The organism is Aeromonas sp. EERV15 (assembly GCF_900079845.1).
GTDB classification, from domain to species: Bacteria; Pseudomonadota; Gammaproteobacteria; order Enterobacterales; family Aeromonadaceae; genus Aeromonas; species Aeromonas sobria.
On sequence record NZ_FKKY02000004.1, the window covers coordinates 67,352 to 88,474 of the forward strand.

22 protein-coding genes and 2 pseudogenes are annotated in these 21,123 nt (G+C 63.2%); 4 read left to right on the forward strand and 20 right to left on the reverse strand.

What is annotated here, in order from left to right; genetic code table 11:
• Nucleotides 1-34 precede the first annotated feature (34 nt).
• Nucleotides 35-1,021: a CDF family Co(II)/Ni(II) efflux transporter DmeF gene (dmeF, locus tag BN4575_RS04635; RefSeq protein ID WP_068977332.1), complete on the forward strand. Its 987-nt coding sequence runs from the start codon at nt 35-37 to the stop codon at nt 1,019-1,021.
• A 37-nt stretch (nt 1,022-1,058) separates the two neighbouring features.
• On the opposite strand, the pseudogene BN4575_RS04640 reads toward dmeF, so the two are convergent.
• From BN4575_RS04640 to BN4575_RS04725, 18 genes and pseudogenes are all read right to left on the reverse strand, one after another.
• Nucleotides 1,059-2,225: pseudogene (locus tag BN4575_RS04640) on the reverse strand (IS4 family transposase); the annotation flags it as partial.
• Between the two features lie 30 nt (nt 2,226-2,255).
• Nucleotides 2,256-3,497 (reverse strand): beta-ketoacyl-ACP synthase, encoded by a 1,242-nt coding sequence (locus tag BN4575_RS04645; protein ID WP_068977333.1) that lies wholly within the window; start codon nt 3,495-3,497, stop codon nt 2,256-2,258.
• Nucleotides 3,494-4,219, reverse strand: coding sequence for a 3-ketoacyl-ACP reductase FabG2 (locus tag BN4575_RS04650; protein ID WP_068977334.1), 726 nt, complete (start codon nt 4,217-4,219; stop codon nt 3,494-3,496). The genes BN4575_RS04645 and BN4575_RS04650 overlap by 4 nt, the downstream gene beginning before the upstream one ends.
• Complete coding sequence (locus tag BN4575_RS04655) at nt 4,216-4,674, reverse strand: ApeP family dehydratase (protein WP_068977335.1); 459 nt, start codon at nt 4,672-4,674, stop codon at nt 4,216-4,218. Before BN4575_RS04655 ends, BN4575_RS04650 begins: the two co-directional genes overlap by 4 nt.
• Complete coding sequence (locus BN4575_RS04660) at nt 4,671-5,837, reverse strand: beta-ketoacyl-[acyl-carrier-protein] synthase family protein (protein ID WP_068977336.1); 1,167 nt, start codon at nt 5,835-5,837, stop codon at nt 4,671-4,673. Before BN4575_RS04660 ends, BN4575_RS04655 begins: the two co-directional genes overlap by 4 nt.
• A complete protein-coding gene (locus BN4575_RS04665) occupies nt 5,834-6,388 on the reverse strand; it encodes a DUF3261 domain-containing protein (RefSeq protein ID WP_141689723.1) in 555 nt (184 codons plus the stop codon). Before BN4575_RS04665 ends, BN4575_RS04660 begins: the two co-directional genes overlap by 4 nt.
• The gene (locus BN4575_RS04670; protein WP_068977338.1) at nt 6,388-8,700 is read right to left on the reverse strand and encodes an MMPL family transporter; all 2,313 of its coding nucleotides are present in this window, start codon (nt 8,698-8,700) and stop codon (nt 6,388-6,390) included. The genes BN4575_RS04665 and BN4575_RS04670 overlap by 1 nt, the downstream gene beginning before the upstream one ends.
• Complete coding sequence (locus BN4575_RS04675) at nt 8,690-9,286, reverse strand: outer membrane lipoprotein carrier protein LolA (RefSeq protein ID WP_068977445.1); 597 nt, start codon at nt 9,284-9,286, stop codon at nt 8,690-8,692. The genes BN4575_RS04670 and BN4575_RS04675 overlap by 11 nt, the downstream gene beginning before the upstream one ends.
• The gene (locus tag BN4575_RS04680) at nt 9,286-9,708 is read right to left on the reverse strand and encodes an acyl-CoA thioesterase (RefSeq protein WP_141689715.1); all 423 of its coding nucleotides are present in this window, start codon (nt 9,706-9,708) and stop codon (nt 9,286-9,288) included. The genes BN4575_RS04675 and BN4575_RS04680 overlap by 1 nt, the downstream gene beginning before the upstream one ends.
• Complete coding sequence (gene hutH / locus BN4575_RS04685; protein WP_068977340.1) at nt 9,701-11,272, reverse strand: HAL/PAL/TAL family ammonia-lyase; 1,572 nt, start codon at nt 11,270-11,272, stop codon at nt 9,701-9,703. Before hutH ends, BN4575_RS04680 begins: the two co-directional genes overlap by 8 nt.
• Nucleotides 11,259-12,935, reverse strand: a complete 1,677-nt coding sequence (locus BN4575_RS04690; RefSeq protein ID WP_068977341.1) for a glycosyltransferase family 2 protein — start codon at nt 12,933-12,935, stop codon at nt 11,259-11,261. Before BN4575_RS04690 ends, hutH begins: the two co-directional genes overlap by 14 nt.
• A complete protein-coding gene (locus tag BN4575_RS04695) occupies nt 12,932-13,297 on the reverse strand; it encodes an ApeI family dehydratase (protein WP_068977342.1) in 366 nt (121 codons plus the stop codon). Before BN4575_RS04695 ends, BN4575_RS04690 begins: the two co-directional genes overlap by 4 nt.
• Nucleotides 13,297-14,694, reverse strand: coding sequence for an AMP-binding protein (locus BN4575_RS04700; RefSeq protein ID WP_068977343.1), 1,398 nt, complete (start codon nt 14,692-14,694; stop codon nt 13,297-13,299). Before BN4575_RS04700 ends, BN4575_RS04695 begins: the two co-directional genes overlap by 1 nt.
• The gene (locus BN4575_RS04705) at nt 14,691-15,254 is read right to left on the reverse strand and encodes a COG4648 family protein (RefSeq protein ID WP_068977344.1); all 564 of its coding nucleotides are present in this window, start codon (nt 15,252-15,254) and stop codon (nt 14,691-14,693) included. Before BN4575_RS04705 ends, BN4575_RS04700 begins: the two co-directional genes overlap by 4 nt.
• Nucleotides 15,254-15,499, reverse strand: coding sequence for an acyl carrier protein (locus BN4575_RS04710; RefSeq protein ID WP_033135988.1), 246 nt, complete (start codon nt 15,497-15,499; stop codon nt 15,254-15,256). Before BN4575_RS04710 ends, BN4575_RS04705 begins: the two co-directional genes overlap by 1 nt.
• Nucleotides 15,500-15,504: 5 nt before the next feature.
• The gene (locus tag BN4575_RS04715; RefSeq protein ID WP_033114590.1) at nt 15,505-15,765 is read right to left on the reverse strand and encodes a phosphopantetheine-binding protein; all 261 of its coding nucleotides are present in this window, start codon (nt 15,763-15,765) and stop codon (nt 15,505-15,507) included.
• Nucleotides 15,746-16,540, reverse strand: a complete 795-nt coding sequence (locus tag BN4575_RS04720) for a lysophospholipid acyltransferase family protein (protein WP_068977345.1) — start codon at nt 16,538-16,540, stop codon at nt 15,746-15,748. The genes BN4575_RS04715 and BN4575_RS04720 overlap by 20 nt, the downstream gene beginning before the upstream one ends.
• Complete coding sequence (locus BN4575_RS04725; RefSeq protein ID WP_256028894.1) at nt 16,525-17,139, reverse strand: beta-ketoacyl synthase chain length factor; 615 nt, start codon at nt 17,137-17,139, stop codon at nt 16,525-16,527. The genes BN4575_RS04720 and BN4575_RS04725 overlap by 16 nt, the downstream gene beginning before the upstream one ends.
• Nucleotides 17,140-17,490: 351 nt before the next feature.
• On the opposite strand from BN4575_RS04725, the gene BN4575_RS04730 reads away from it, so the two are divergent.
• The 3 genes from BN4575_RS04730 to BN4575_RS04740 are packed head-to-tail and all read left to right on the forward strand — an operon-like array spanning nt 17,491 to nt 19,196.
• On the forward strand, nt 17,491-17,886 hold the full coding sequence (locus BN4575_RS04730; protein ID WP_033135986.1) for a lipoprotein: 396 nt from the start codon (nt 17,491-17,493) through the stop codon (nt 17,884-17,886).
• Nucleotides 17,887-17,898: 12 nt separating this feature from the next.
• Nucleotides 17,899-18,960: a methyltransferase gene (locus BN4575_RS04735; RefSeq protein WP_068977347.1), complete on the forward strand. Its 1,062-nt coding sequence runs from the start codon at nt 17,899-17,901 to the stop codon at nt 18,958-18,960.
• A gap of 38 nt (nt 18,961-18,998) precedes the next feature.
• Nucleotides 18,999-19,196: a hypothetical protein gene (locus tag BN4575_RS04740; protein ID WP_033135984.1), complete on the forward strand. Its 198-nt coding sequence runs from the start codon at nt 18,999-19,001 to the stop codon at nt 19,194-19,196.
• A gap of 59 nt (nt 19,197-19,255) precedes the next feature.
• On the opposite strand, the pseudogene BN4575_RS21150 reads toward BN4575_RS04740, so the two are convergent.
• Both BN4575_RS21150 and BN4575_RS04755 read right to left on the reverse strand, forming a co-directional pair.
• Nucleotides 19,256-20,483 (reverse strand): annotated as a pseudogene (locus BN4575_RS21150) (IS4 family transposase); the annotation flags it as partial.
• 127 nt (nt 20,484-20,610) lie between these two features.
• Complete coding sequence (locus BN4575_RS04755; protein ID WP_068977348.1) at nt 20,611-21,024, reverse strand: hypothetical protein; 414 nt, start codon at nt 21,022-21,024, stop codon at nt 20,611-20,613.
• Nucleotides 21,025-21,123: the final 99 nt, after the last annotated feature.

Below are 21,123 nucleotides of genomic sequence, written 5' to 3' on the forward strand. Positions count from 1 at the left end.
TAGTATATTGCATTGTCGCCCTCAGGAGAAATCCATGTCATCCCTCGCTCAACCCCATTGCCATCACCCCGTCATTCACGAAGGAAATCCACTGGCCGAACGGAAGACCCGCTGGGCCGTGTTGCTGACTGTCATCATGATGGTGGCCGAGATCAGCGGCGGCTGGATCTACAACTCCATGGCGCTGCTGGCGGATGGCTGGCACATGAGCTCCCACGCACTGGCGCTCGGCCTGTCGGTGCTGGCCTATCGCGCCGCCCGCCACTTTGCCCGCGACCACAGATTCAGCTTCGGTACCTGGAAGATCGAGGTGCTGGGGGGCTTCACCAGCGCCTTGCTGCTGGTGGGGGTGGCCGGGTTGATGCTGTTCGAGTCGGTGTTCCGGCTGCTGGATCCCAGCCCGATCCACTATCAACAGGCGATTGGCATCGCGCTGGTGGGCTTGCTGGTTAACCTCGCCTGTGCCTGGCTGCTCAAGGACGATCATGGTCATCACCACAGCCACGGCGACAACCACGGCGACAACCATGGCCACGCCCATCATGGGCATGATCATGACGGTCACCATGGTCACGACCATCATGATGATCACCACGGCCATCAGGATCTGAACTTGCGTGCCGCCTACCTCCATGTGCTGGCGGATGCGGCGACCTCTGTGTTGGCTATCTTCGCGCTGGTGGGGGGCATGCTGTGGGGAGCCGACTGGCTGGATCCCCTGATGGGAATAGTGGGTGCCGTGTTGGTGGCGGTATGGGCCTGGGGTCTGTTGCGTGACTCCGGCCGGGTGCTGCTGGATGCCGAGATGGATACCCCGTTGGTGGCGGAGATCCGTGAGGTCATCGCCGAGCTGCCGGGCACCGATATCCGCGATTTGCACGTCTGGCGGGTGGGGCAGCAGCAGTATGCCTGCGTGCTCTCTTTGCTGATGGTCAATCCGCTACCGGCACAGCAGATCCGCGAGCGGCTGGCGATCCATGAAGAGCTGGTGCATGTGACCATCGAGATCGCCAGCGAATAGGATAAACAGAGGGGACCGTTGGCCTAATGCCAGTCAGTTAAGCCTGACTGGCATTGTTTTTATTGGTTTTTTTAACTCCATACTTCTGTGGCCTTGGCTTCACGCTGCGGGGATAACTTCGCTCCCTCCGGGCCGGCAACACAAACTGGCCCGCCTGTTTCTCCTGCTCCGCAACGCGTCCCGGGATATTCCCCGGCGACACATACGGCATGCTGCTCAACTCATGGATGAGGTAGACCGACACCATGTGAAAACTCAACTGACTCGCCGTGTATCTCTTCAGGCTCGCAGCCATCTTTACCATCTGGCTGCGCAGCAGGTTGTACGCCAGCAACACACCCCATAGCTCTTGCCGTATCCCCGCCGCCTTCTTGCTGCGCAGGGTCAGCCGATGCTGCTGTAGGCTGTGCTTCATCTCCCGATAGCCCAACTCGATTTCCCAACGATGACCATACAAGTCGACGATATCGGCGCCCACAAAGCGCATCGGGTCGACCATCGAGGTCAGCACCTGCCGCTATTTGCCGTTGATAGTCCGGGTCAGCAAGCGGGCTTCCACCGTGTCAGGCAGCTGTGGCCACTTCTTCCTCGCCTGTGGACTGGTGTTGAGACGCACCAGGGCATCCTGACGCCCCAGCTTGCGCACCACCTCGTATTGCGTGCCCTTTTTGAGCGGCAGCAGCCAGTGTCGCTCGCAGCCAGCGGTTTGCCAGGCATGCAGCAGGCCGAAGGAGTAAAACCCCTTGTCGAACAGGGTCAGCGAGTGGTCCGGCGTGCGCGCGACAAGCTGTTCGGCCAACACCATCTCGTTGACGGCGCAGCTCTCCATGACCGCCTGAACAAGCAGATGACTGGTCAGCTCCATCTGGCAGAGCATGCGCACCTGCGGATAGGCGGTCTCCCCATGCTGGGTACCGGGTTTGGCAAACTCGGCGGCATTGTCCGGGGTATCGGGCGTGCGCCACATCACGCCATCGACGGCGAGCAGTTGCAGTCCGGCCCAGCCGGGGTGATTGGCCTGCTGGTGCCAACGCGAGGCGGTCTCGTGAAACAGGCGTTCGATGCTCTTGTGGCCAAGCTTTTGGCGAGCTTGCAGGAAGGCGCAGGGGGCAACAAAGGGGCGGTCACCGGGCAAGAGGATATCGAGCTGATTGACCAGCTGAGTCATGGGAACGTGGCGGAAGATGGCCATGCCGATGATGGCCCCTTTTTAGTTGTTTGGCTGCGATGTCACCTAGTTTGTTTCATCGTGCCAGCGGCGGAAGATCAGCGAGGTGTTGATGCCGCCGAAGGCGAAGTTGTTGGACATCAAGTACTCGATCTCCAGCTGTCGCCCCTGACCCGTGATGTGGTCGAGGGGCTCGCAGGCAGGGTCCGGGTTGGCCAGATTGAGGGTCGGAGAAAACCAGCCGTCGTGCAGCATTTCGAGGGACAGCCAGGCTTCGATGGCACCACAGGCGCCCAGGGTATGGCCGAAGTAGCTCTTGAGGGAAGAGATGGGTGTCTGGTCACCGAAGATGGCGGCGGTCGCCTGGCTCTCGGCGATATCGCCCCGCTCGGTGGCGGTGCCGTGGGCACTGATGTAGCCAATTTGCTCGGGACGCAGCCCTGCCTGATCCAGCGCCATCTGCATGCAGAGCTGCATGGTCTGGCTCTGGGGTTGGGTGACGTGGGCCGCATCGCAGTTGGTGGCAAAGCCGACCAGCTCGGCGATGATGGGGGCGCCGCGCGCGAGGGCATGCTCCAGCTCCTCGAGCACCAGGGTGGCGGCCCCTTCGCCGATCACCAGCCCGTCGCGATCCCGGTCAAACGGGCGCGGAGAGAGTTCGGGAGTATCGTTGAGCTGACTGGTGGCAAACAGGGTGTCGAACACCACCGCCTCGGAGGGGCAGAGCTCCTCTGCGCCGCCCGCCACCATCACGGTCTGGTAGCCGTGGCGGATTGCCTCGCAGGCGTAGCCGATCCCCTGGCTGCCCGAGGTGCAGGCGCTGGAGGTGGGGATGACCCGCCCACGCAGGCCGAAGAAGAGGCCGGTGTTGACCGCCGTCGTGTGCGGCATCATCTGCACATAGGTGGTGGCGGTGATGTTGGCGGTGGTCTTGTCGTTGAGCATGGCGCCAAAGGCGCCGATGGGCGCCGTGCTGCCGGTGGAGGAGCCATAGGCGATACCGGTGCGACCATCGCTCAGCACAGGTTCGTTCAGCAACTTCGCCTGCTCCAGCGCCAGCTCGGAGGCCACGGTCGACATCTCGGAGACTCGACCCATGGCGCGGATCTTCTTGCGCGGATAGTGGGCCGGCAGGGCAAAGTCGCTGATCGGCGCGGCCAGCCGGGTGTTGAGCCCGTCATAGATGCCCCACTCGTGCATGGTGACCACGGCGTTGCGTCCTGCCTGCAGGCGCGGCTTGACGCTGGCCCAGTCGTTGCCAAAGGCGGTCACACCGGCCATGCCGGTGACTACGACCCGTCGATTCATATCAGGCCTCCGTTGATGGAAATTACTTGTCGGGTGACATAGCCGGCGATGTCGGACATCAAGTAGGAGACCAGACCGGCGACCTCCTCTGCCTGTCCCATGCGTTTGAGAGGGATCATCTTGAGCGCTTCGCCCTCCACTTCCGGGCTGACCATGCCAGTGTCGATAAGGCCGGGGGCCACACAGTTGACCGTGATCCGCCGTTTGGCGAGCTCCAGCGCCAGCGCCTTGGTCGCGCCGATAAGGCCGGCCTTGGAGGCGCTGTAGTTGACCTGACCGCGGTTGCCCATGATGCCGGAGACCGAGGAGAGGGTGACGATGCGTCCGCCGCGGCGCAGTCCGATCATCGGCATGATGCAGGGCTTGAGCAGGTTGTAGAAACCGTCGAGGTTGGTGTGGATGACATCATCCCACTCGTCGTCAGTGAGTGCCGGGAAGGCGCCGTCACGGACGATGCCCGCATTGCAGACCACGCCATAGTAAGCGCCGTGCTGCTCGATGTCGGATTCAAGACGTGCGCGGCACAGTTCGCGATCGCCGATATCGAACTGGATGAGGCGCCCGGCGCCGCCCTGGGCGGTGATCTCGTCGAGGGTCGCCTGCGCCCCTTGCTGGTCGCTGTGGTAGTGAACGACCACTGTGAAACCGTCGGCCGCCAGCTTGAGGGCGATGGCGCGGCCAATCCCCTTGCTGGCGCCGCTTACCAATACGGTCGAGTTCATTGTTTCTGCTCCAGTAAATCTGTCAGTTGCGCCTCGGTGGGCTGATAGGTGCTCAGACGGGCTCTGGCGCACTCGCGATCTCCAAGCCAGATGCTGCATTCAAAGCTGGCCATTCCGGCATCCTGCAGCAGGCAGTGGGCCTCGATGCGCAGCAGGCTGCCAGCGGCAAAGACCGGCTGCTGGCTCTGGTATTTGCGGGTACCGAGCAGCATGCCGATCCGCACCGGCTCTTGGTGCTGATGTGCCTGCATGCCAGCCCAGGCGGCGATGGTTTGCGCCATCAGTTCGATGCCGCACCAGCCGGGCAGATCGCTGTTGTCATCGAGCAGCAGCGCCTGCCGTGCTCCCACCACCGTTTCGCAGCAGACACTCTGCTCGTCGTGCGCCGTGACGCGTTCGAGCAGCAGCATGGGGGCACGATGGGGAAGCAGTTGTTCTATGGTAGGAAAAGTCATGATGCCTCTTTGCCAAAAATCAGGCTGACGTTGTTGCCACCAAAGGCAAACGAGTTGGACATGATGATGTCGACCGGCCCCTGATCCTGCACAAGGGCGATGGGGGCCAGCGCCGGATCGGCTTCCTCACCCTGCGGGGGCAGCGGCAGGGCGCGTTCGATCAGCAGGCAGCAGAGCGCCGCTTCGGTCGCACCGGCCGCCCCTAGGGTGTGGCCGGTCAGTACCTTGGTCGAGCTGACCGGCACCTTGTTCGGGAAGAGGCGCGCCAGCGCGCGGCTCTCCATCTCGTCGTTGAGACGGGTGGCGGTGCCGTGGGCATTGACGTAGCCGATCCGCTCAGCCTCAAGACCGGCGCGGGTCAGCGCCATCCGCATCGCTCGCTCAGCCCCTTCCCCTTGCGGGTGCGGCGCCGAGATATGCCAGGCATCCGACGACTCCCCATCCCCCAGCAGGGCAAGCGGGGCGGGCTCGCAGCTCACCAGAAACAGGGCCGCCCCTTCGCCGATGTTGATGCCGTCGCGCCCGGCGGTAAACGGCTGGCAGCGCTGTTCGCTCAGGGACTCCAGACTGTCAAAGCCGTTGAGGGTGAGGCCACATAGCGAGTCGGCACCACCGACCAGCGCCACATCGGCCTGACCGCTGGCCAGCAGGCGGCGGGCGGTAATGAAGGCGCGCGCGCTCGAGGAACAGGCGGTCGAGATGGTCATCGCCGGCCCTTCAATACCGAGATGGGCGGCGAGAAACAGCGACGGTGAGCCGAGCTCCTGCTGCACGTAGTCAAACTGCGGCGGCAGCGCCTCGCCACGATCGCTCGCCGCAACGGCGACCTCGGCCTCGCCGATGCCGGAGGTGCTGGTGCCGAGCACCAGCGCCACCCGCTGCGGGCCGACGCGGGCGATTGCGGCGTTTACGTCGTCTTCGATATCGGCCAGTGCCGCGAGCAGCAACCGGTTGTTGCGCGAGTCGTAGGGGGCGCGCGTCACCGCTGGCAGCGGATGGCGCACCCGACCAACCGGCGAGGTGCGGCCATCGACCAGCGTCCAGCGCTCGCCATCAAGCGGGCTGGCGCCACGGGTGCGCCACGCCTCGAGGGCGGCACTCACCTCATCCTTGCCACGGCCGAGGGCGTTGATGAGGCTGTAGGCGTGAATGTAGAGGGTCATTGCGCCAGATTCTCCAGTTGCAGGCGGTAGCCAAAGCGGTGCTGGGTCAGGCTGACCGGCTCGCGCTGGCCTTGCCAGCTCTGATAGCGGATCTCGGTGACCAGCACGCCAGCAGGGTCGGTGAGACGGCGAACATCCCCCTCATCGACCAGCTGCCAGCCTGCCGGAAGACGGGATTGCCACTCGGCCAGCGGCCAGTAGCAGAGCATCACGTCGGCCAGCACCTGCGCTGGCGGGGGCAGGGCGTTGCCGGGCAGGGGGAGCAGCCGCTCGCTGTGAATGCCGTTTCGGTCGTACTGCACCTTGAACAGGCGTGCACCGGTCGGCATCAGCCCGACCAGGGTGATGCCCTGCTGGCCAGCTTCCAGCGCGGTGAGCAGCTGATACTGCTTGCCCTCGACGCTTGCGATCAGCAGCTGCTGGCGGTTTAGCGGTTCGGCGCGCTGGGGCGCTGGCAGCGAGAGGGGGACACCCGGGGCGATAAATGCCTCGATCCCCTGCTGGCTGCTGCAACCGGTCAGCAGCACCAGCAGCAAGTACCAGTATCTCATCATGACTCCGCAGCTGGCCGTGGGGCCAGCACCATGGGGGATAACAGAAACGCGGTGAAGATCCCGCCGCTCAGCACAATCCCGAAACCGGCGATGGCCGGGGTGTTGCTGAGCGCCAGCAGGCCGAAAGCCAGCAGGGTGGTGAGGTGGGCCAGCAGGATGGCGAGCAGGGTCGATTGCTGGCGGGCAGGCTCGCTGCCGCAGTGGGCGAAGAAGAGCCCGTAATCGATGCCGATGCCGAAGATTAGGCTCAGCGCCAGCACGCCAAAGAGGGTGAGCGGCTGGCCACTGAAGCCGAGCAGCGCCAGCCCCATGGCGATGGCCAGCCCGTTGACCAGCAGGATGCGCAGGGTCAGGGGCCAGCCGATGCGATGCCAGAGCAGCCCCATCACCAGCACCACCGCGACCAGCAGCAGCTCGGCGAGCTTGAGGCGGTAATCGGCAAAGAGCTGGCTCCACTGGCTGCGCTGATCCTGCCAGATCACCCCGTCATGCTCGTCGGCCAGACGGGCCAGCGCGGCGGCATCGTGAATGCCGCCCAGCGGCACCCAGATCCCGACCCGGCCATCGGGCAGGGCGTACCAGAGCAGACGACTCCCCTCGCTGACCGGGCTGGTTAGCCACGCTTCGGGGGTCAGCAGATCCAGGGGGCGAGCGCTGGCCTCCACCGGTACACCGGCCGCCTTGAGGGCGGAAATGACGCCCGGTTGCAGCGCCATGATAGCCTGATGATCCGCCTGCTGGCGGGCCCTCGAGGGGAGCCACTGGCTGATGGCAACAAACTGGTCGAGCACCTTGTGCTGGCGGGCCAGCTCAAGCTGGTCAGCAAGCGTCTCGAGGCGGGTGAGGGCCTGCTCGGCATCGCTGCCCACCACCAGATAGCCGGTCATGCCGCCCTGCTGGCCGGTCAGTTGCTGGATCTGGCGCTCCTGCGCCTGCAGCTCGTGGGGCAGGGGTTGCAGCTTCTGGATATCGTCATCGACCGCGAGGCGGCTGATGCCGATGGCGCTGATCACCAGCACCAGTAGCGGCAGCCAGCGGCGCAGGCCGCCCGGACGCTGCCAGGCCTCAATCCAGCGCACCTGCCAGTGGCGGATGGGCAAGGCACCCTGCGGCAGGTCGCCCAGCCAGTAGGGGAAGAGCAGCAGCACGGTCAGGAAGGCGGCCAGCAAGCCTGCCAGCGCGCAGATGGCGAGCTGCTGCAGCCCCGGGAAGGGGGCGAGCCAGAGCAGGGCATAGCCGATCAGGGTGGTGAGCAGCGCGAGGCTCAGCCCCGGCAGAAGGTGGGCGCGGGTCTGCGCCGGTGTCTCGTGACCATGCAGGCGCCGCTCGCTCAGGAAGTGGAGGGCGTAGTCGATGGAGATGCCGATGAGGCTTGAGCTGATCACCAGGGTGAAGACGTGGATCTCGCCAAACACCAGCAGTACGGCGCCGAGCCCCCACAGCATCCCCATCGTCAGCGGCAGCAGGGAGAGCAGCAGGGCCCGCACCGAGCGAAACGCCAGCCAGATCAGCACAATGACCCCGACCAGCGAGCCCAGCCCGATGGTCGAGATATCCTGCTCGGCGAGCGTGCTGGCGTGCTGGCTGTAGAAGAGGGTGCCGCGGCGCAGCAGTTCGACGCCCGGATAGTGCTGGTGCAGCTGCTGCTCGGCGGTTGCCAGCTCGCTGAGCAGCTGGCGGTTGCGCGCCATGTCGAAAGCGGAGAGGTTGAGCTCGGCCCGCACCATATACCAGCGACGTCCATCCGGCCCCGTGCTGCTGAGCCAGCCTTCTTCGTCCAGCTGTATCGGGCTCTTCTGCTCAAGCACTGCGGCGCGGGTCAGCAGCAGGGGATCGGCCTGCCACTCGGCGCGCGAGACGCCGCCGAAGGGGGAGTAGATCTGCCCCAGTACCCACTGGCTCCACCCCTCGGGGCCGCTGGCCAGCCGTGCCCGTGCGGCTGGCGTGAGGTGCTGCCACGCCATTTGCCGCATGTAGCTCTGCCAGGCACCGGCGAGGGTCGGCTGCGCCGCCTTCAGATGTTCCAGTGAGTCGATGCCGGCCAGCTGCTTGCTCCACGCGGTCGCGGCGGCTTCGCCATTTTCGCCGGCGGGCAGGCTCACCAGCCACACCAGTTGCCGGTCGAGGTTGCCGAGCAGTCCGGCCCGGATTTCCGGATGCCACTGCTGATGCTCCTCCTTGGGCAGCAGGTCCATCACGCTGGTATTGAAGCGGGCGCGAGGCAGGGCCAGCGCCAGGGCAAGGCAGACCGCTACGCAGAGCAGCAGCCACCATCGCCCCAGCAGGCGCCACTGTTTCTCAGTGAGCATCAAAACGGGATTGCTCCTCGGCATTCAGGGGCAGGGTTCTAAGCTGCCAGTCAACAAAACGGATCAGGGTGACATCCCCCTGCTTGTCATGGATGGCGAGCGACGCGAGCTGGTGACGCCCCTTGAGCACCAGAGTGGCGAAGACCTTGTCGAGAGGAGAGCGGATGGGCTCTAGGGTCAGGGTCCACTCCTCCCCCTCGCTGCTGAGTTGGTGGCGAAAGTAGTTATCCAGTGTCGCTTCGCTCGGGTCGAACAGGGCCAGCATCAGGTTGCTGAACTCCAGCAGTTGCGGGCTGTCGAGGGTCTGGGCCGGTTGACCGGGCAGCTGCTGCACCATGCGCGTCGGCGTGAGGGTCAGCGTCAGGGGAAAGGGTATCTGCTGCTGCCACCAGAGCCCCTTGCCCTTCACCAGCAGCAGCTCGCCGCTGGCGCGCAGCGCCTGGGTGAGGCCGCTTATCTGGCGCTCCTGCTCGAAGCGGGCGCTGCGGGCATCCGCCGCAGTGAGCTGTTGCTGCACGTCGGCCAGAGTGATTGCCAGCGTTGGCCAGGAGAGCAGAGCCAGCAGCAGAAGGGTGAGACGTGCCATCATTCGCTCACCCCCAGCTTGTCGAGCAGCACCTGTGGCGAGGCGAAGCACATCTCGCCGCTCTGCTTGCTGACCGCCACCTGCACCGTGTAACCCTTGCTGGTGCGCTTGCCGCTCTGCGGGTCATAGAGGAGGTAATCGATCTTGAGGCGGTGCTGGTACTCGACCAGAGTGGCGCGCACCCGCACCGTCTGGCCAAAGCGCAGCGGGGCTATGTACTTCATCCGCACGTCGATGACCGGCCACAGATAGCCGGAGGCCTCCATCTGCGGGTAGTTGTAGTCGATGCGATCGAGCAGGGCACAGCGGGCCAGCTCGATGTAGCGCAGGTAGTGGCCGTGCCAGGCGACGGCCATCATGTCCACGTCATGGAAGGGGACGGTGACATCGACCTCGGCACTCAGTTGCCAGGGCTCAGACATTGGGCACCTCATCATAAATCGGGTAGTGACGAGCCTGCAGGCGGGCCATCATGGCGCGCAGCTCGGCCTCCAGCGGGCGGTCTTCACAGAGGAAGGGGTGATCGCGGCGCACCGCCTCGACAGTGGCGACGAGCGCCGGGCTGAGGGTGGTCAGGTCATTGCCCTGCAGGGCAAGGCGCAGTTCGACCCCCTGCACCGCCGCCAGCAGACTGGCGCTGGCCACCTGCTCGGTCAGGGTCAGCACCCGCAGCGCATCGCGGGCGGCGATGGTGCCCATGCTCACCTTGTCCTGATTGTGGCACTCGGTCGAGCGCGAGAAGACACTGGCGGGCATGGTGTGCTTGAGCGCTTCCGCCGTCCAGGCCGAGGTACCGATCTGCACCGCCTTGAAGCCGTGGTTGATAAAGCGGCGCTCGGCGCTCGCGCCGGAGAGGTTGCTCGGCAGCCCCTGATTGAACTTGCTGTCGACCAGCTGGGCCAGCTGACGGTCGAGCAGATCGGCCAGATTGGCCACCGCCACCTTCATGCTGTCCATCGCCATGGCGATATGGCCGCCGTAGAAGTGACCGCCGTGCATCACATGCTCCCCGTCACCGTCGATGAGGGGGTTGTCGTTGGCGCTGTTGAGCTCGTTTTCGATAAGCGTGCGCCACCAGGGCAGGCTGTCGGCCACCACGCCGATGACGTGGGGGGCGCAGCGCAGGGAGTAGCGATCCTGCAGCCGGTTACTGTGGTGCGGCAGCTCGCCGCTCTGCAGATCGGCACGCAACCAGGCAGCGATCTGCTGCTGGCCCGGGTGGGGCTTGGCGGCAAACAGTCGCTCGTCAAAGTGGAAGGCGTTGCCCTCCATCGCCACGCTCACCAGCGCCGTGATTCGGGTGCAGAGCCGCATCAGGTAGTCGCAGCGGGCATAAGCGAGGCAGGCGAGCGCCGTCATCACCGAGGTGCCGTTCATCAGCGCCAGCCCCTCTTTCGGGCGCAATTGGAGTGGTGTGATGCCGAGCTCGCGATAGAGCTCGGCCGCGCTGGTCAGCTCCCCGTTGCGGTAGAGTTCGCGTTCGCCGATCAGCGCCGCCGCCACGTAGGAGAGCGGAGTGAGATCGCCGCTGGCTCCGACCGAGCCCTCTTCGGGAATGCGCGGCAGCAGATCTTGCTCCAGCAGCCAGGTGAGCCGCTTGAGCAGGGGCAGGCTGACGCCGGAGACCCCCTGTGCCAGTGAGTTGAGTCGGGTTGCCAGCACGGCGCGGGTCGCGGCCAGACTCAGGTTCTCGCCCATGCCGCAGCCGTGAAAGCGGGTCAGATGCAGGGGCAGGGTATCGACCAGATCGAGCGGCACCGCGCGGGTGACCGAGTCGCCGTAGCCCGTGGTGACCCCATAGATCACCCCTTCCTCGGCGAGCAGCCGGTCAAGATAGTCGGCGCCGCGCTGGATGCGGGCCTGGAACTCGGGGGCAGGGTTGAGGCGTGGCGTGGCGCGGCGTTCGGCCAGCGCGACAACCTCTTCGATGGTGAGGGGGCGGGCCCCGAAGTGGATCTCGTGCATGCCTTGATCAGTCCTGCTCATCGGTCAGATGCCAAAAGTCGAAAAAGTTGAACCACTCCAGCGGTGCACGCAGGCAGTGGTGTTCCAGCCGGTTGGCGTAGTGTTGCACCCGGGCCTCGAGCTGCTGCTGGCGTCCGGCGCGCGGCAGGGGCGAGCCGTCGGCGAACGGCTCGAAGTGCACCCGAAAGCGCCCCTGCTCCCGCAGCCCGAACATCAGGTAGGTGGGGCAGCCGAGGATGGCCGACAGCGCAAACGGGCCGAGTGGGAAGGGGGCCTTCTTGCCGAGAAAATCGGCCCAGACCACCCGTTTCTCTTTGGTGACCGAGGTGCGATCACCGACGATCACCACCCACTCCCCCGCTTCGATGCGCGATTTGAGCATGATGGCGGTATCAGCCCCCAGCTCCTGCACCTGCACCAGATTGAGGCCGGAGTCGGGGTTCACCTCCTGCAGCAGGGCGTTGAAGCGGGCTGCGTGGCGAGTAAAGACCAGCGCCGTGATGCGCACGCCCTGCGCCTTGCTGCCAAGGGCGCGGCATAGCTCCAGATTGCCCAGATGGGAGCCGATGATGAGGGCTCCCTTGCCGCGGGCGGCTTCGTAATGGTGCGGGTTCACCAGCTCGATGTCGTCGAGGCCGATGTCGCCGCGCCAGGCGGCCAGTTTGTCGAGCGCCGCCTCGCCAAAGCGCAGGAAGTGGCGCAGGCTCCCCACCGGTTCGGGCAGCGGCTGGTTGAGCTCGGCGGCGCGGGCGGTGAGGCGGGTCAGATAGTCGCGGGAGGCTTCGCGCTGGCTGCGACCGGTCAGCCAGAAGTAGCTGATAACCGGCAGCAGCAGGGCCTTGAAGCCGGGACGGCCGAGCAGCCGGTAGCTCCAGAGCATGGTGCGGATACCGAGCAGGGTGCCGCGCTCCGGGGTGCGTGACCAGTGTTCCCGTCCGCGTTTTAACAGCTGGCCGGGGGCGCGCAGCAGGCTGGCGGCCCCGTCGCGCAGCAGGGTCAGCACCAGACGGGTGTGCATCCAGGAGATGCGCAGGTTGTCGTGCAGCGGATTGAAGTGGGAGAGGCCGTTCTCGGGGTAGTGCACCTTGACCGGGATAAAGCGCACCACCACGCCGCGCCAGTGCAGGCGCACCATGATCTCGATGTCGAAGTCCATCCGCTCGCCGAGGGTGCACTGCTCAAGCAGCGCGCAGCTCGCCTCGACCGGATAGACGCGAAGGCCGCACATGCTGTCTTTGATCTCGAAAGAGAGCGTCTCGATCCAGACCCAGACGTGAGTCAGGTAGCGGCCGTAGAGGCGCCCCTTGGGTACCGTCTCGTCATATTCGGGAGCGCCGGAGATGAGCGCCTGCGGGAAGCGCTCTGATTCGGCCAGCAGCTCCGGCAGGCGGGAGAGATCGTGCTGGCCATCTGCATCGACCTGCAGGGCGTGGCTGAAACCGCGCGCTCTGGCAGCCAGCAGCGCCGTCTTGACCGCGCCCCCCTTGCCACGATTGTGCGGATGGCGCAGCAGGGTGACCCAATCGGCATGTTCGGCCGCCAGCTGATCGAGCAGGGCGGCTGCCACCGGCTCGCTGCCATCATCGACCAGCAGGCAGGGAAGCGCGAGCTGTGCGAGTTCACGCAGCACCGCCGCGAGGGGGGCTGCGTGGTTGTAGCAGGGGATGATGATGCAGGGCGTCACGATAGCTTGATCCGTCCGCTGCTGGCGAGCGGCAGCGTATCGACATCCTCTGCGCTGCCGAGACGATATTCAAAGCGCAGCTGGCCGTCGCCATGAGCGCGCAATACCAGCCAGCAGTCGTCATTCGGGCGCAGCGGGCGCTGGAACTTGAGCTGGTCCATCCCCTGAAACTCGCCTGCGAACAGCTTCTCTGCGCGGGCGAAGTGAATGGCCAGTTGCAGTTGGGTGACCCCCGGCAGCAGCGGTGCGCCGGGAAAATGGCCCGCAAACCAGGGCAGATCGGCATTCAGGTGCAGCAGCAGCTGCACGCCGTCGGAGGTGGCCTGACGTGCCAGCAGGGCGGGCAGCAGTGAACTATCCATCAGGTAAAGGCTCCGGGTTGTTGCGGTTGCAATGGCGTCTGGTCAAACGCCTGACGCAGCGCCACGCCGTCGCGTTTGCCCGCGCCGGTCAGGGGCAACGCCTGAAAAAGTCTGATGCTGCGCGGCAGCGCCACCGGCTCGAGCCAGGGCCGCAGCTGCCGACGCAGCTGTTGCAAGAAGGCGCCGTGGCCAAGGCGGGTGAAGCTCTGCATTCCCTGCTGGCTGAGCACCAGTGCGGCGCCAAGTACCTGACGTCCGCCCTGCTCAAGGGGCAAGATGGCGGCATCGAGTACCCCCTCCAGCGCCTTGATGCGCTGCTCGACATCATCCAGAGAGATGCGTTTCTCCTCGAGTTTGACGATGCGATCGCGTCGGCCAAGCAGATGAAAGCGGCCAGCCGCGTCTTTGTCGCCATCGTCACACAGAGCGATGCGATCGCTGCCGACCCAGGGCTCGGCCTCATCCATAAAGGGTGAGCGCAGCAGCAGGGTCTGCTCCTCGTCGCAGCTGACGGTGACACCGGCAAAGGGGGTCCAGGGGCAATCGGGGGCATGGCTCTGGCGCCAGCCGATGCCGCCGGTCTCGCTGCTGCCGTAGATCTCCACCGGCAAGGGGCCGAGCAGAGCCGCACACTGGCGGGCATCTTGATAGGCGAGTGGGCCGCCAGAGGAGAAAACCAAGCGGCAGCCGCGGGTATCAAGGGCCGGGTCGAGCCGCGAGAGAAAGGCAGGTGAGCTGACCAGCGCCCACGGCTCTGTCTGGTCGGCCAACTGCTCCGGGTAGTCGGTCTGGCGGCGGGCAAACGGAATGCCGAGCGCCAGCGGCAGCAGGATGCGAAAGAGCAGACCATAGATGTGCTGGTGGCTGACGCAGGAGAAGAGTCGTGCGCCGCCAAGGTGTTCGTGCCACAGGGCGAGCTGGGTACGCACCTCGGCCTCGATCAGCGGCCAGGGCTTGGTGATCCCCTTGGGCTGGCCGGTCGAGCCGGAGGTGTAGAGGGTGATCTCGGGGGCCAGCGTCGCTATCGCTTCCGTGGCTGGCAATGGCTCACCGGCTGTAACGGCATCGATGGGCAGCACGGGGCAGGGGAGCGGCAGCGGCTCGTCGCAAAGCAGCCCATCGAAGGCATCTTGATCCAGCAACTCCTGCAAGCCGGCGAGACGCTGGTGGCCGGGCAGTACCACGGCACGTCCGGCCATGGCGCAGGCGAGCAGCGCCTGGCAAAAGTGGTAACTGTCGCCGGTGCAAATAGCCCAGCGCTGCGCTGGCAGTGTGGCGAGCTGGCGGGCGAGCAACCCGGCGCTCTGGCGCAGCTGCGCCAGCGTCCACGATCGTTGGCCGTCAAAGGTGACGATGCGGTTGCCATCTGCCTGCAGCAGTTCATCGAGCAGGGTCATGCATTATCCCGTTTCATCACGCGCTGGCGCACCAGCCATTCGCCGCCCATCAGAACGCCCATCAGCAGATAGCTGACCAGCCCGTTGTAGAGGCTCCAGAGCGCCAGATCGCCGTGCCAGACGGTCCAGCCAGCGCACAGGCCGTTGCCGATAAAAAAGAGGCACCACATCTGGGTCACCTTGCGGGTGTAGCGGACTCCCCGCTCCGGCAGAACCGGGGTGGTGAGGCGGGCCAGCTGTTCGATCAGGGTCATCGGTTGACCAAGACTCCAGCCAAATACCCCCAGCAGGGTGGCGTTGACGGCAATGGGGTAATAGAGCAGCCAGTCGTGCTCGCGAAACCAGAGGTTGAGGCCGATCAGCAACAGGCCGACGGCGCCAAGCCAGCGGGTCGCCCAGCGCCATGTGCCCGGCAGGGCTGCACCGGCAAACAGGCGAATGGCAAACAGGGGCAACAGCAGCGGGGCCAGCCAGCTTCTCTCCCCGAGCGACAGGCCGAGGTAGACCAGCAGGGGGTAGAGCAGCAGCAGGGCACCCGCCAGCAGGTTGATGCGGCGCATTACTCGGCGAGCAGGCGTTCGACGGCGTCGACCACATCGGCGACGGTGCGCACTGACTTGAACTCTTCCGGCTTGATCTTCTTGCCGGTCAGTTTTTGCAGGTGCACCACCAGATCGATGGCGTCGATGCTGTCGAGCTCGAGCTGCTGGTAGAGCTGGGCATTCAGGGTCACGTCCTCGGGGTCGATTTCGAACAGTTCGACCAGGGCGCGGCGAATTTCGTTGAAGATCTCATCTCTGGTCATGGTGATTATCCCCGCTGTTGGTTGACGAGGGCAGCCAGGGCTGCAACAGAGGCAAAGTGACGACGGGTATTCTCGTCATCGGCCGAGAGCACTATGCCGTAGCGTCCCTTGATCGCCAGTCCCAACTCCAGCGCATCGATGGAGTCGAGCCCGAGGCCGTCGTTGAAGAGCGGGGCGTCGGTGTCGATATCGGCAGTCGTCATGCCTTCGAGGTTGAGGCTGTCGATGATCAGTTGTTTGATTTCTTCAGTTAATGTTTGTTGCATCTTGAGTCCATACAGGGGCTGATTGGGCCGGGCTCAATACCCGTTTGAAATAGTGAGTGAGATGGCGCGCGGCCAGCGAAGGGCTCTCTTCGCGCGGGAGCAGATCCCGAGCCAGACACTGAGGCAGAAACTCTACCGTAAAGAGTGGCTTGTGCTCGGGCACCTTGAACCATTTGTGCTGTTTGGTCAGAAACGGGGCCGAGCAGTGAATGCGAACCGGTTGCAGCCTGGCCTGGCAACGCACGGCCAGATGGGCGGCGCCGCGCTGCAGTTGCAGCGGTTCGCCGGGGGTTGTGCGGGTGCCTTCCGGGAAGACCAGCAGTACTGCGCCTTGCTGCAGGCGTTCACAACAGACCGGCAATAATGTTTCGGCCGCTGCATTGGGAATATAACCGGCGGCCCGCACGATACCGGCGACAAACGGATTATGCCAGAGCGCCTCTTTGACGATGCAGTCACACTCCGGCATGTGGGCTGCCAGCAACACATAATCGAGCAGGCTGGGGTGGTTGGCCAATACCAATACGCCGCTCAAGTGTTGGGGCATATTGTTGAAGCGATAATCCAGCACCCTTAATTGCTTGAGCACATTAAGGAAAAACCGAAAACTTATTCTGATGGTGCTCTGGGCAAGGTGGCGACGTGTTTCACCGCACACAAACAGCCAGAGCAGTGGAAACCAGACAAGCGTCAGCAACAGGCAGCCAATTCCGAACAGGGTAAATCCCAGCATGGTGCCAAACAGGCGCCAGCACTGATTCAATTTCGCTGCCATAGCCACTCCCTGCGACCGTCGGAAATCCGAAATTGCGGTGTGTCGGTCAGCAAGGCGCGCCAGCAATCGAGCGCGCCGCCCTTGCCGGTTGCGCCAGCGTCCGTCGCCACAGCTTCTCCCTGCCACTCATCGCCACGGGCCAGCAACAGCGCCACCGCATGGGGCGGCGGTTCATCGCCAAGCCAGGGTTGGCTAAATGCTGGCAGTGTACCCTCAAAGGCCACCACCAGAACCCGCTCCATACCGTCGGCGAGCATGCCGATGGCCTCCTGCAGAGCGGCGGCAAACGTGCCGCTACCGGCTGCCAGCGAGCTCATCGGGATGGGCTGCTTGCCCTGAATGGAGGTGAGTCCGGCGGCCGTGTTGTGTACGGACTGGGAGAAATCGGTAGGAGAGAGGCTGCGCGCCTGTGCCAGTGCCGTCAGCAAGCCGATGGAGCGTTCCAGCTCCCCGTGGCGGCTGGCAAACACGGCCCCCTCGACGGCATGGCGCGACATCATATCGAGCGCCACCTCTACGGCGAGACGTCCACCCAGGCTCATACGCCGTGCCACCATCATCGGGATGTGAGGTGTGGTCAACGGCATTTGTGCTGGCATGGTGCCCTCTGCCATCCATGCAAGCCACTGCGCCCGGGTCGAGAGACCCGGCGCCCGCGCGCAGCTTTCAACGATGGAACAAGTGGGCTTTTTGTACACGAAACAACCTTGACAGGATGACGCTAACAGGGAGGCTCGATCACGTTCGCAGAGGCGATTAAGCTCCAGTTAAGGATTTGAATAGGATGTGCATATTACCACCATTTCACATCAAGAACAGGGGCAAGCAGTGACGCAAGTTGCAACTATAAAGAAAGTATTCACCTTCACCTTTATTTATTGAAAGGACACACATTTTATTGTCTCATTGGGTCGGCTTTGACAGGTTCCAATTACAAAAGGTTACAAAAAATGAAGATGCTCAAAATTATTCTTGGCGCATTAACGCTGGTGCTGGTTGCTGGCTGTTCAACTTCCCGGCCGGTCATGAATATGACCAATAGTCTGGTTCCGCCCAACCTCAGCGAACAGGATGTTTCTCGCGCCATTATTAATGCCGGTGTGAGCAAGACCTGGATCATGCGTGAAGAGCGTCCAGGGTTAATTACGGGTCATATTCAGGTTCGTCAGCATCAGGCTAATATCAGCATTCCTTATAACACCACTAACTATTCCATTAATTATGTGAGCAGTGTCAATTTAAATGACAAAGGTAAAGGAAAAATCCACCGTACTTATAACCGCTGGATTAACGGTCTGAACCAGGAAATTCAACTTGAGCTGAAACGCGCCAGCAGTAACAAGTAAGGTCGGTTTATTTTGAATCACTATCAGTCGGATCGTTATAACGCACTGGATGCCATCAGCCAGGCCCAGCGTATCGCCTTTGCTCCCATGCTGTTTCAGGCTGCCTGGAGTTTGCGCGAGTTTGGCATTCTGGCGTTTCTTGCCAAAGAGCGGCAGGGGGCGACCGCAGCGCAGATCGCCGAGGCGACCGGCTTGACCGAGTATGCGGTGAGCGTGCTGCTCGACATGGGGCTGGGTGGCGGCATCTGTCACCTCAACGGAGAGTGCTACCAGCTGGACAAGGTGGGCCACTATCTGCTGAGTGACCCCATGACCCGGGTCAACATGGATTTTGTCCAGCACGTCTGTTACAAGCCCCTTGCTCATCTGCAACAGGCTATCGAAAGCGGCACGCCTGCCGGGCTCAAGGAGTTTGGCGACTGGTCAAATCTCTATGCTCACCTGAAGGATCTGCCGGAGCCGGCACGAAGCAGCTGGTTCCGTTTCGATCACTTCTATTCGGATTGGGCGTTCAAGCAGGCGCAGGATCTGGTACTCGGATATGAGCCGAGCCACATCTACGATCTGGGGGGGAATACCGGCAAGTGGGCCATCTCGTGTGCCCTGCGAAGTCCCGAATTGCAGGTGACTATCCTCGATCTGCCCGAGCAGATCGCCATGGCCAGCGAGCAGATCCGGGCTGCCGGGCTGGCCGAGCGGGTGCACGGTTATCCTGTCAATCTGCTGTCGGAGCAAGCGCTGCCCGGTGAGGCGGACATCTGGTGGATGAGCCAGTTTCTCGACTGCTTCAGCCACGACGAGATTGTCGCCATGCTGCGGCGGATCCGGAGCAGCATGAAGGAGGGGGCGAGGTTGTGTATCCTGGAGCTCTTCTGGGATCGACAGCCGTTCGAGGCGGCGAGTTTCAGCCTCAATGCTACCTCCCTCTACTTTACCTCTCTGGCTAATGGCAACAGCCGCTTCTACCACTCCAAGGAGTTGTACCAGTGCCTGCGTGAAGCCGAGTTCCATGTCGAGGATGATCACGACATTCCGGGGCCGGGCCATACCCTGCTGGTTGCCAAGCCATTGTGATAACGCCAGGAGAAGTGACAAGCGTGAGCACTGTACAGATGAAAACTGTTCTGTTGATTGCAGGTGTATTGCTGGCGGGGTGTGCCGAGATGAAGGGGGTTGGCCGAACGATTGGCCATACCTCCCGCGATGTCACCCGGGAGATAGGTCATACGACCCGAGATGTGACCAAGGAGATAGGCCACGGCACGCGCGATACCGTCAAGGGCATCGGCAACGAGATCAAGAACATGTGACATCAGGAGGACCAACAGGGCCTAATGCCAGTCAGTTAAGCCTGACTGGCATTTCGTTCCGGTAAGACAAACTGCCCCGCCTGTTTCTCCAGCTCCGCAACGCGTCCCGGGATATTCCCCGGCGACACATACGGCATGCAGCTCAACTCATGGATAAGATAGACCGATGCCATGTGAAAACTCAACTGACTCGCCGTGTATCCCTTCAAGCTCGCTGCCATCTTTACCATCTGGCTGCGCAGCAGGTTGTACGCCAGCAACACACCCCATAGCTCTTGCCGTATCCCCACCGCCTTCTTGCTGCTCCGGGTCAGCCGGTGCTGCTGCAGGCTGTGTTTCATCTCCCGATAGCCCAACTCGATTTCCCAGCGATGGCCATACAGTTCGACGATATCGGCGCCCACATAGCGCATCGGGTCGACCATTGAGGTCAGCACCTGCCGCTCTTTGCCGTTGATAGTGCGAGTCAGCAAGCGGGCTTCTAGCGTTTCTGGCAGTTGCGGCCACTTCTTCCTCGCCTGTGGACTGGGTTTGAGACGCACCAGAGCATCCTGACGCCCCAGCTTGCGCACCACCTCGTATTGCGTGCCCTTTTTGAGTGGCAGCAACCAGTGTCGCTCGCTACCAGCGGTTTGCCAGGCGTGGAGCAGGCCGAGGGAGTAAAACCCCTTGTCGAACAGGGTCAGCGAGTGGTCCGGTGTGCGTGCGACAAGCTGTTCGGCCAACACCATCTCGTTGACGGTGCAGCTCTCCATGACTGCCTGAACAAGCAGGTGACTGGTGAGCTCCATCTGGCAGAGCATGCGCACCTGCGGATAAGCGGTCTCGCCATGCTGGGTGCCGGGTTTGGCAAAGGCGGCATTATCCGGGGTATCGGGCGTGCGCCACATCACGCCATCGACGGCGAGCAGTTGCAGTCCGGCCCAACCGGGGTGATTGGCCTGCTGGTGCCAACACGAGGCGGTCTCGTGAAACAGGCGTTCGATGCTCTTGTGGCCAAGTTTTTGGCGAGCTTGCAGGAAGGCACTGGGAGCGACAAGGGGCGCTCACCGGGCAACAGGATATCGAGCTGATTGACCAGCTGAGTCATGGGGACGTGGCGGAAGATGGCCATGCCGATGATGGCCCAGACCAGTCGCTCCATGGGCATGCGGCGACGGCGCAGGGTAGCGCCCCCTCTTCGCCGAGCAGAGTGGTGATGAGCTTGGGGGGAATGAGGTCGGAGAGTGACTCAAACTTAGCGGCATTGCTGGCATGGAGAAAGTCGAGAGCTTGAGCGATACGCATAAAAAATCCGAAACCAAATCAACAGGTTTCGGATTTTTACACATCAGGATGATCGGTCAATGGATCCTTAACTGATCGGCATTAGGACCGTTGGCCCCCTTGGTTTCAGTGCCGTTGGCCCCTGATGTCAGTGCGGTTGCCCGGTGCTCTCATCCTGGGGCTTGTGTTGCCACACTGCACCGAGCAGCAGCTTGAGCAGCAGTCCGGGCGGGTTGTCCAGCAGCTTGCCGGACTCCAGCAGCAGCTGACCATCGGCGCGAAACCCGAGGCTGGCATCTATGGTGCCATCTGCCGCTATCACCTGGATCAGGCCATTGAGGGCGGAACGCTCACCGGGCTGGCAGCGCAGCCGCAGCTCGCGGGGTTCCCCCAGCAGGGTGAAGGCGCGGCTCAGCGGGGGCGAGTCTTCATAATCGGGCCAGTTGAAGAAGTGATACTGCTCGGCCAGGGCGCCAGCCTGCTGGCAGAACTGGTCAAATAGCTGCCCGATCGCCTGATACTCCTCATCCAGCCGCCTGGCTTGTTCTTCAATCCGTTTCATTGTTTGCTCCTTGTCTATCCACTTGATCAGACATTGCGTTTCTGACCCCGTGACTGCCGTTTTCCAGATATGAGGCCAAATGGTCGTGAGGTCTGTGAG

Bases quoted from the DNA above. Each gene is read 5' to 3' on its own strand.
- hutH (WP_068977340.1), bottom strand. From the start codon at position 11,272: ATGAGCAGGACTGATCAAGGCATGCACGAGATCCACTTCGGGGCCCGC.
- BN4575_RS04740 (WP_033135984.1), top strand. From the start codon at position 18,999: ATGAAAACTGTTCTGTTGATTGCAGGTGTATTGCTGGCGGGGTGTGCC.
- BN4575_RS04755 (WP_068977348.1), bottom strand. From the start codon at position 21,024: ATGAAACGGATTGAAGAACAAGCCAGGCGGCTGGATGAGGAGTATCAG.
- BN4575_RS04675 (WP_068977445.1), bottom strand. From the start codon at position 9,286: ATGGCACGTCTCACCCTTCTGCTGCTGGCTCTGCTCTCCTGGCCAACG.
- BN4575_RS04660 (WP_068977336.1), bottom strand. From the start codon at position 5,837: ATGACCCTCTACATTCACGCCTACAGCCTCATCAACGCCCTCGGCCGT.
- BN4575_RS04680 (WP_141689715.1), bottom strand. From the start codon at position 9,708: ATGTCTGAGCCCTGGCAACTGAGTGCCGAGGTCGATGTCACCGTCCCC.
- BN4575_RS04710 (WP_033135988.1), bottom strand. From the start codon at position 15,499: ATGACCAGAGATGAGATCTTCAACGAAATTCGCCGCGCCCTGGTCGAA.
- BN4575_RS04700 (WP_068977343.1), bottom strand. From the start codon at position 14,694: ATGACCCTGCTCGATGAACTGCTGCAGGCAGATGGCAACCGCATCGTC.
- BN4575_RS04670 (WP_068977338.1), bottom strand. From the start codon at position 8,700: ATGCTCACTGAGAAACAGTGGCGCCTGCTGGGGCGATGGTGGCTGCTG.
- BN4575_RS04730 (WP_033135986.1), top strand. From the start codon at position 17,491: ATGAAGATGCTCAAAATTATTCTTGGCGCATTAACGCTGGTGCTGGTT.
- BN4575_RS04645 (WP_068977333.1), bottom strand. From the start codon at position 3,497: ATGAATCGACGGGTCGTAGTCACCGGCATGGCCGGTGTGACCGCCTTT.
- BN4575_RS04655 (WP_068977335.1), bottom strand. From the start codon at position 4,674: ATGACTTTTCCTACCATAGAACAACTGCTTCCCCATCGTGCCCCCATG.
- BN4575_RS04715 (WP_033114590.1), bottom strand. From the start codon at position 15,765: ATGCAACAAACATTAACTGAAGAAATCAAACAACTGATCATCGACAGC.
- BN4575_RS04725 (WP_256028894.1), bottom strand. From the start codon at position 17,139: ATGCCAGCACAAATGCCGTTGACCACACCTCACATCCCGATGATGGTG.
- BN4575_RS04705 (WP_068977344.1), bottom strand. From the start codon at position 15,254: ATGCGCCGCATCAACCTGCTGGCGGGTGCCCTGCTGCTGCTCTACCCC.
- dmeF (WP_068977332.1), top strand. From the start codon at position 35: ATGTCATCCCTCGCTCAACCCCATTGCCATCACCCCGTCATTCACGAA.
- BN4575_RS04695 (WP_068977342.1), bottom strand. From the start codon at position 13,297: ATGGATAGTTCACTGCTGCCCGCCCTGCTGGCACGTCAGGCCACCTCC.
- BN4575_RS04665 (WP_141689723.1), bottom strand. From the start codon at position 6,388: ATGAGATACTGGTACTTGCTGCTGGTGCTGCTGACCGGTTGCAGCAGC.
- BN4575_RS04650 (WP_068977334.1), bottom strand. From the start codon at position 4,219: ATGAACTCGACCGTATTGGTAAGCGGCGCCAGCAAGGGGATTGGCCGC.
- BN4575_RS04720 (WP_068977345.1), bottom strand. From the start codon at position 16,540: ATGGCAGCGAAATTGAATCAGTGCTGGCGCCTGTTTGGCACCATGCTG.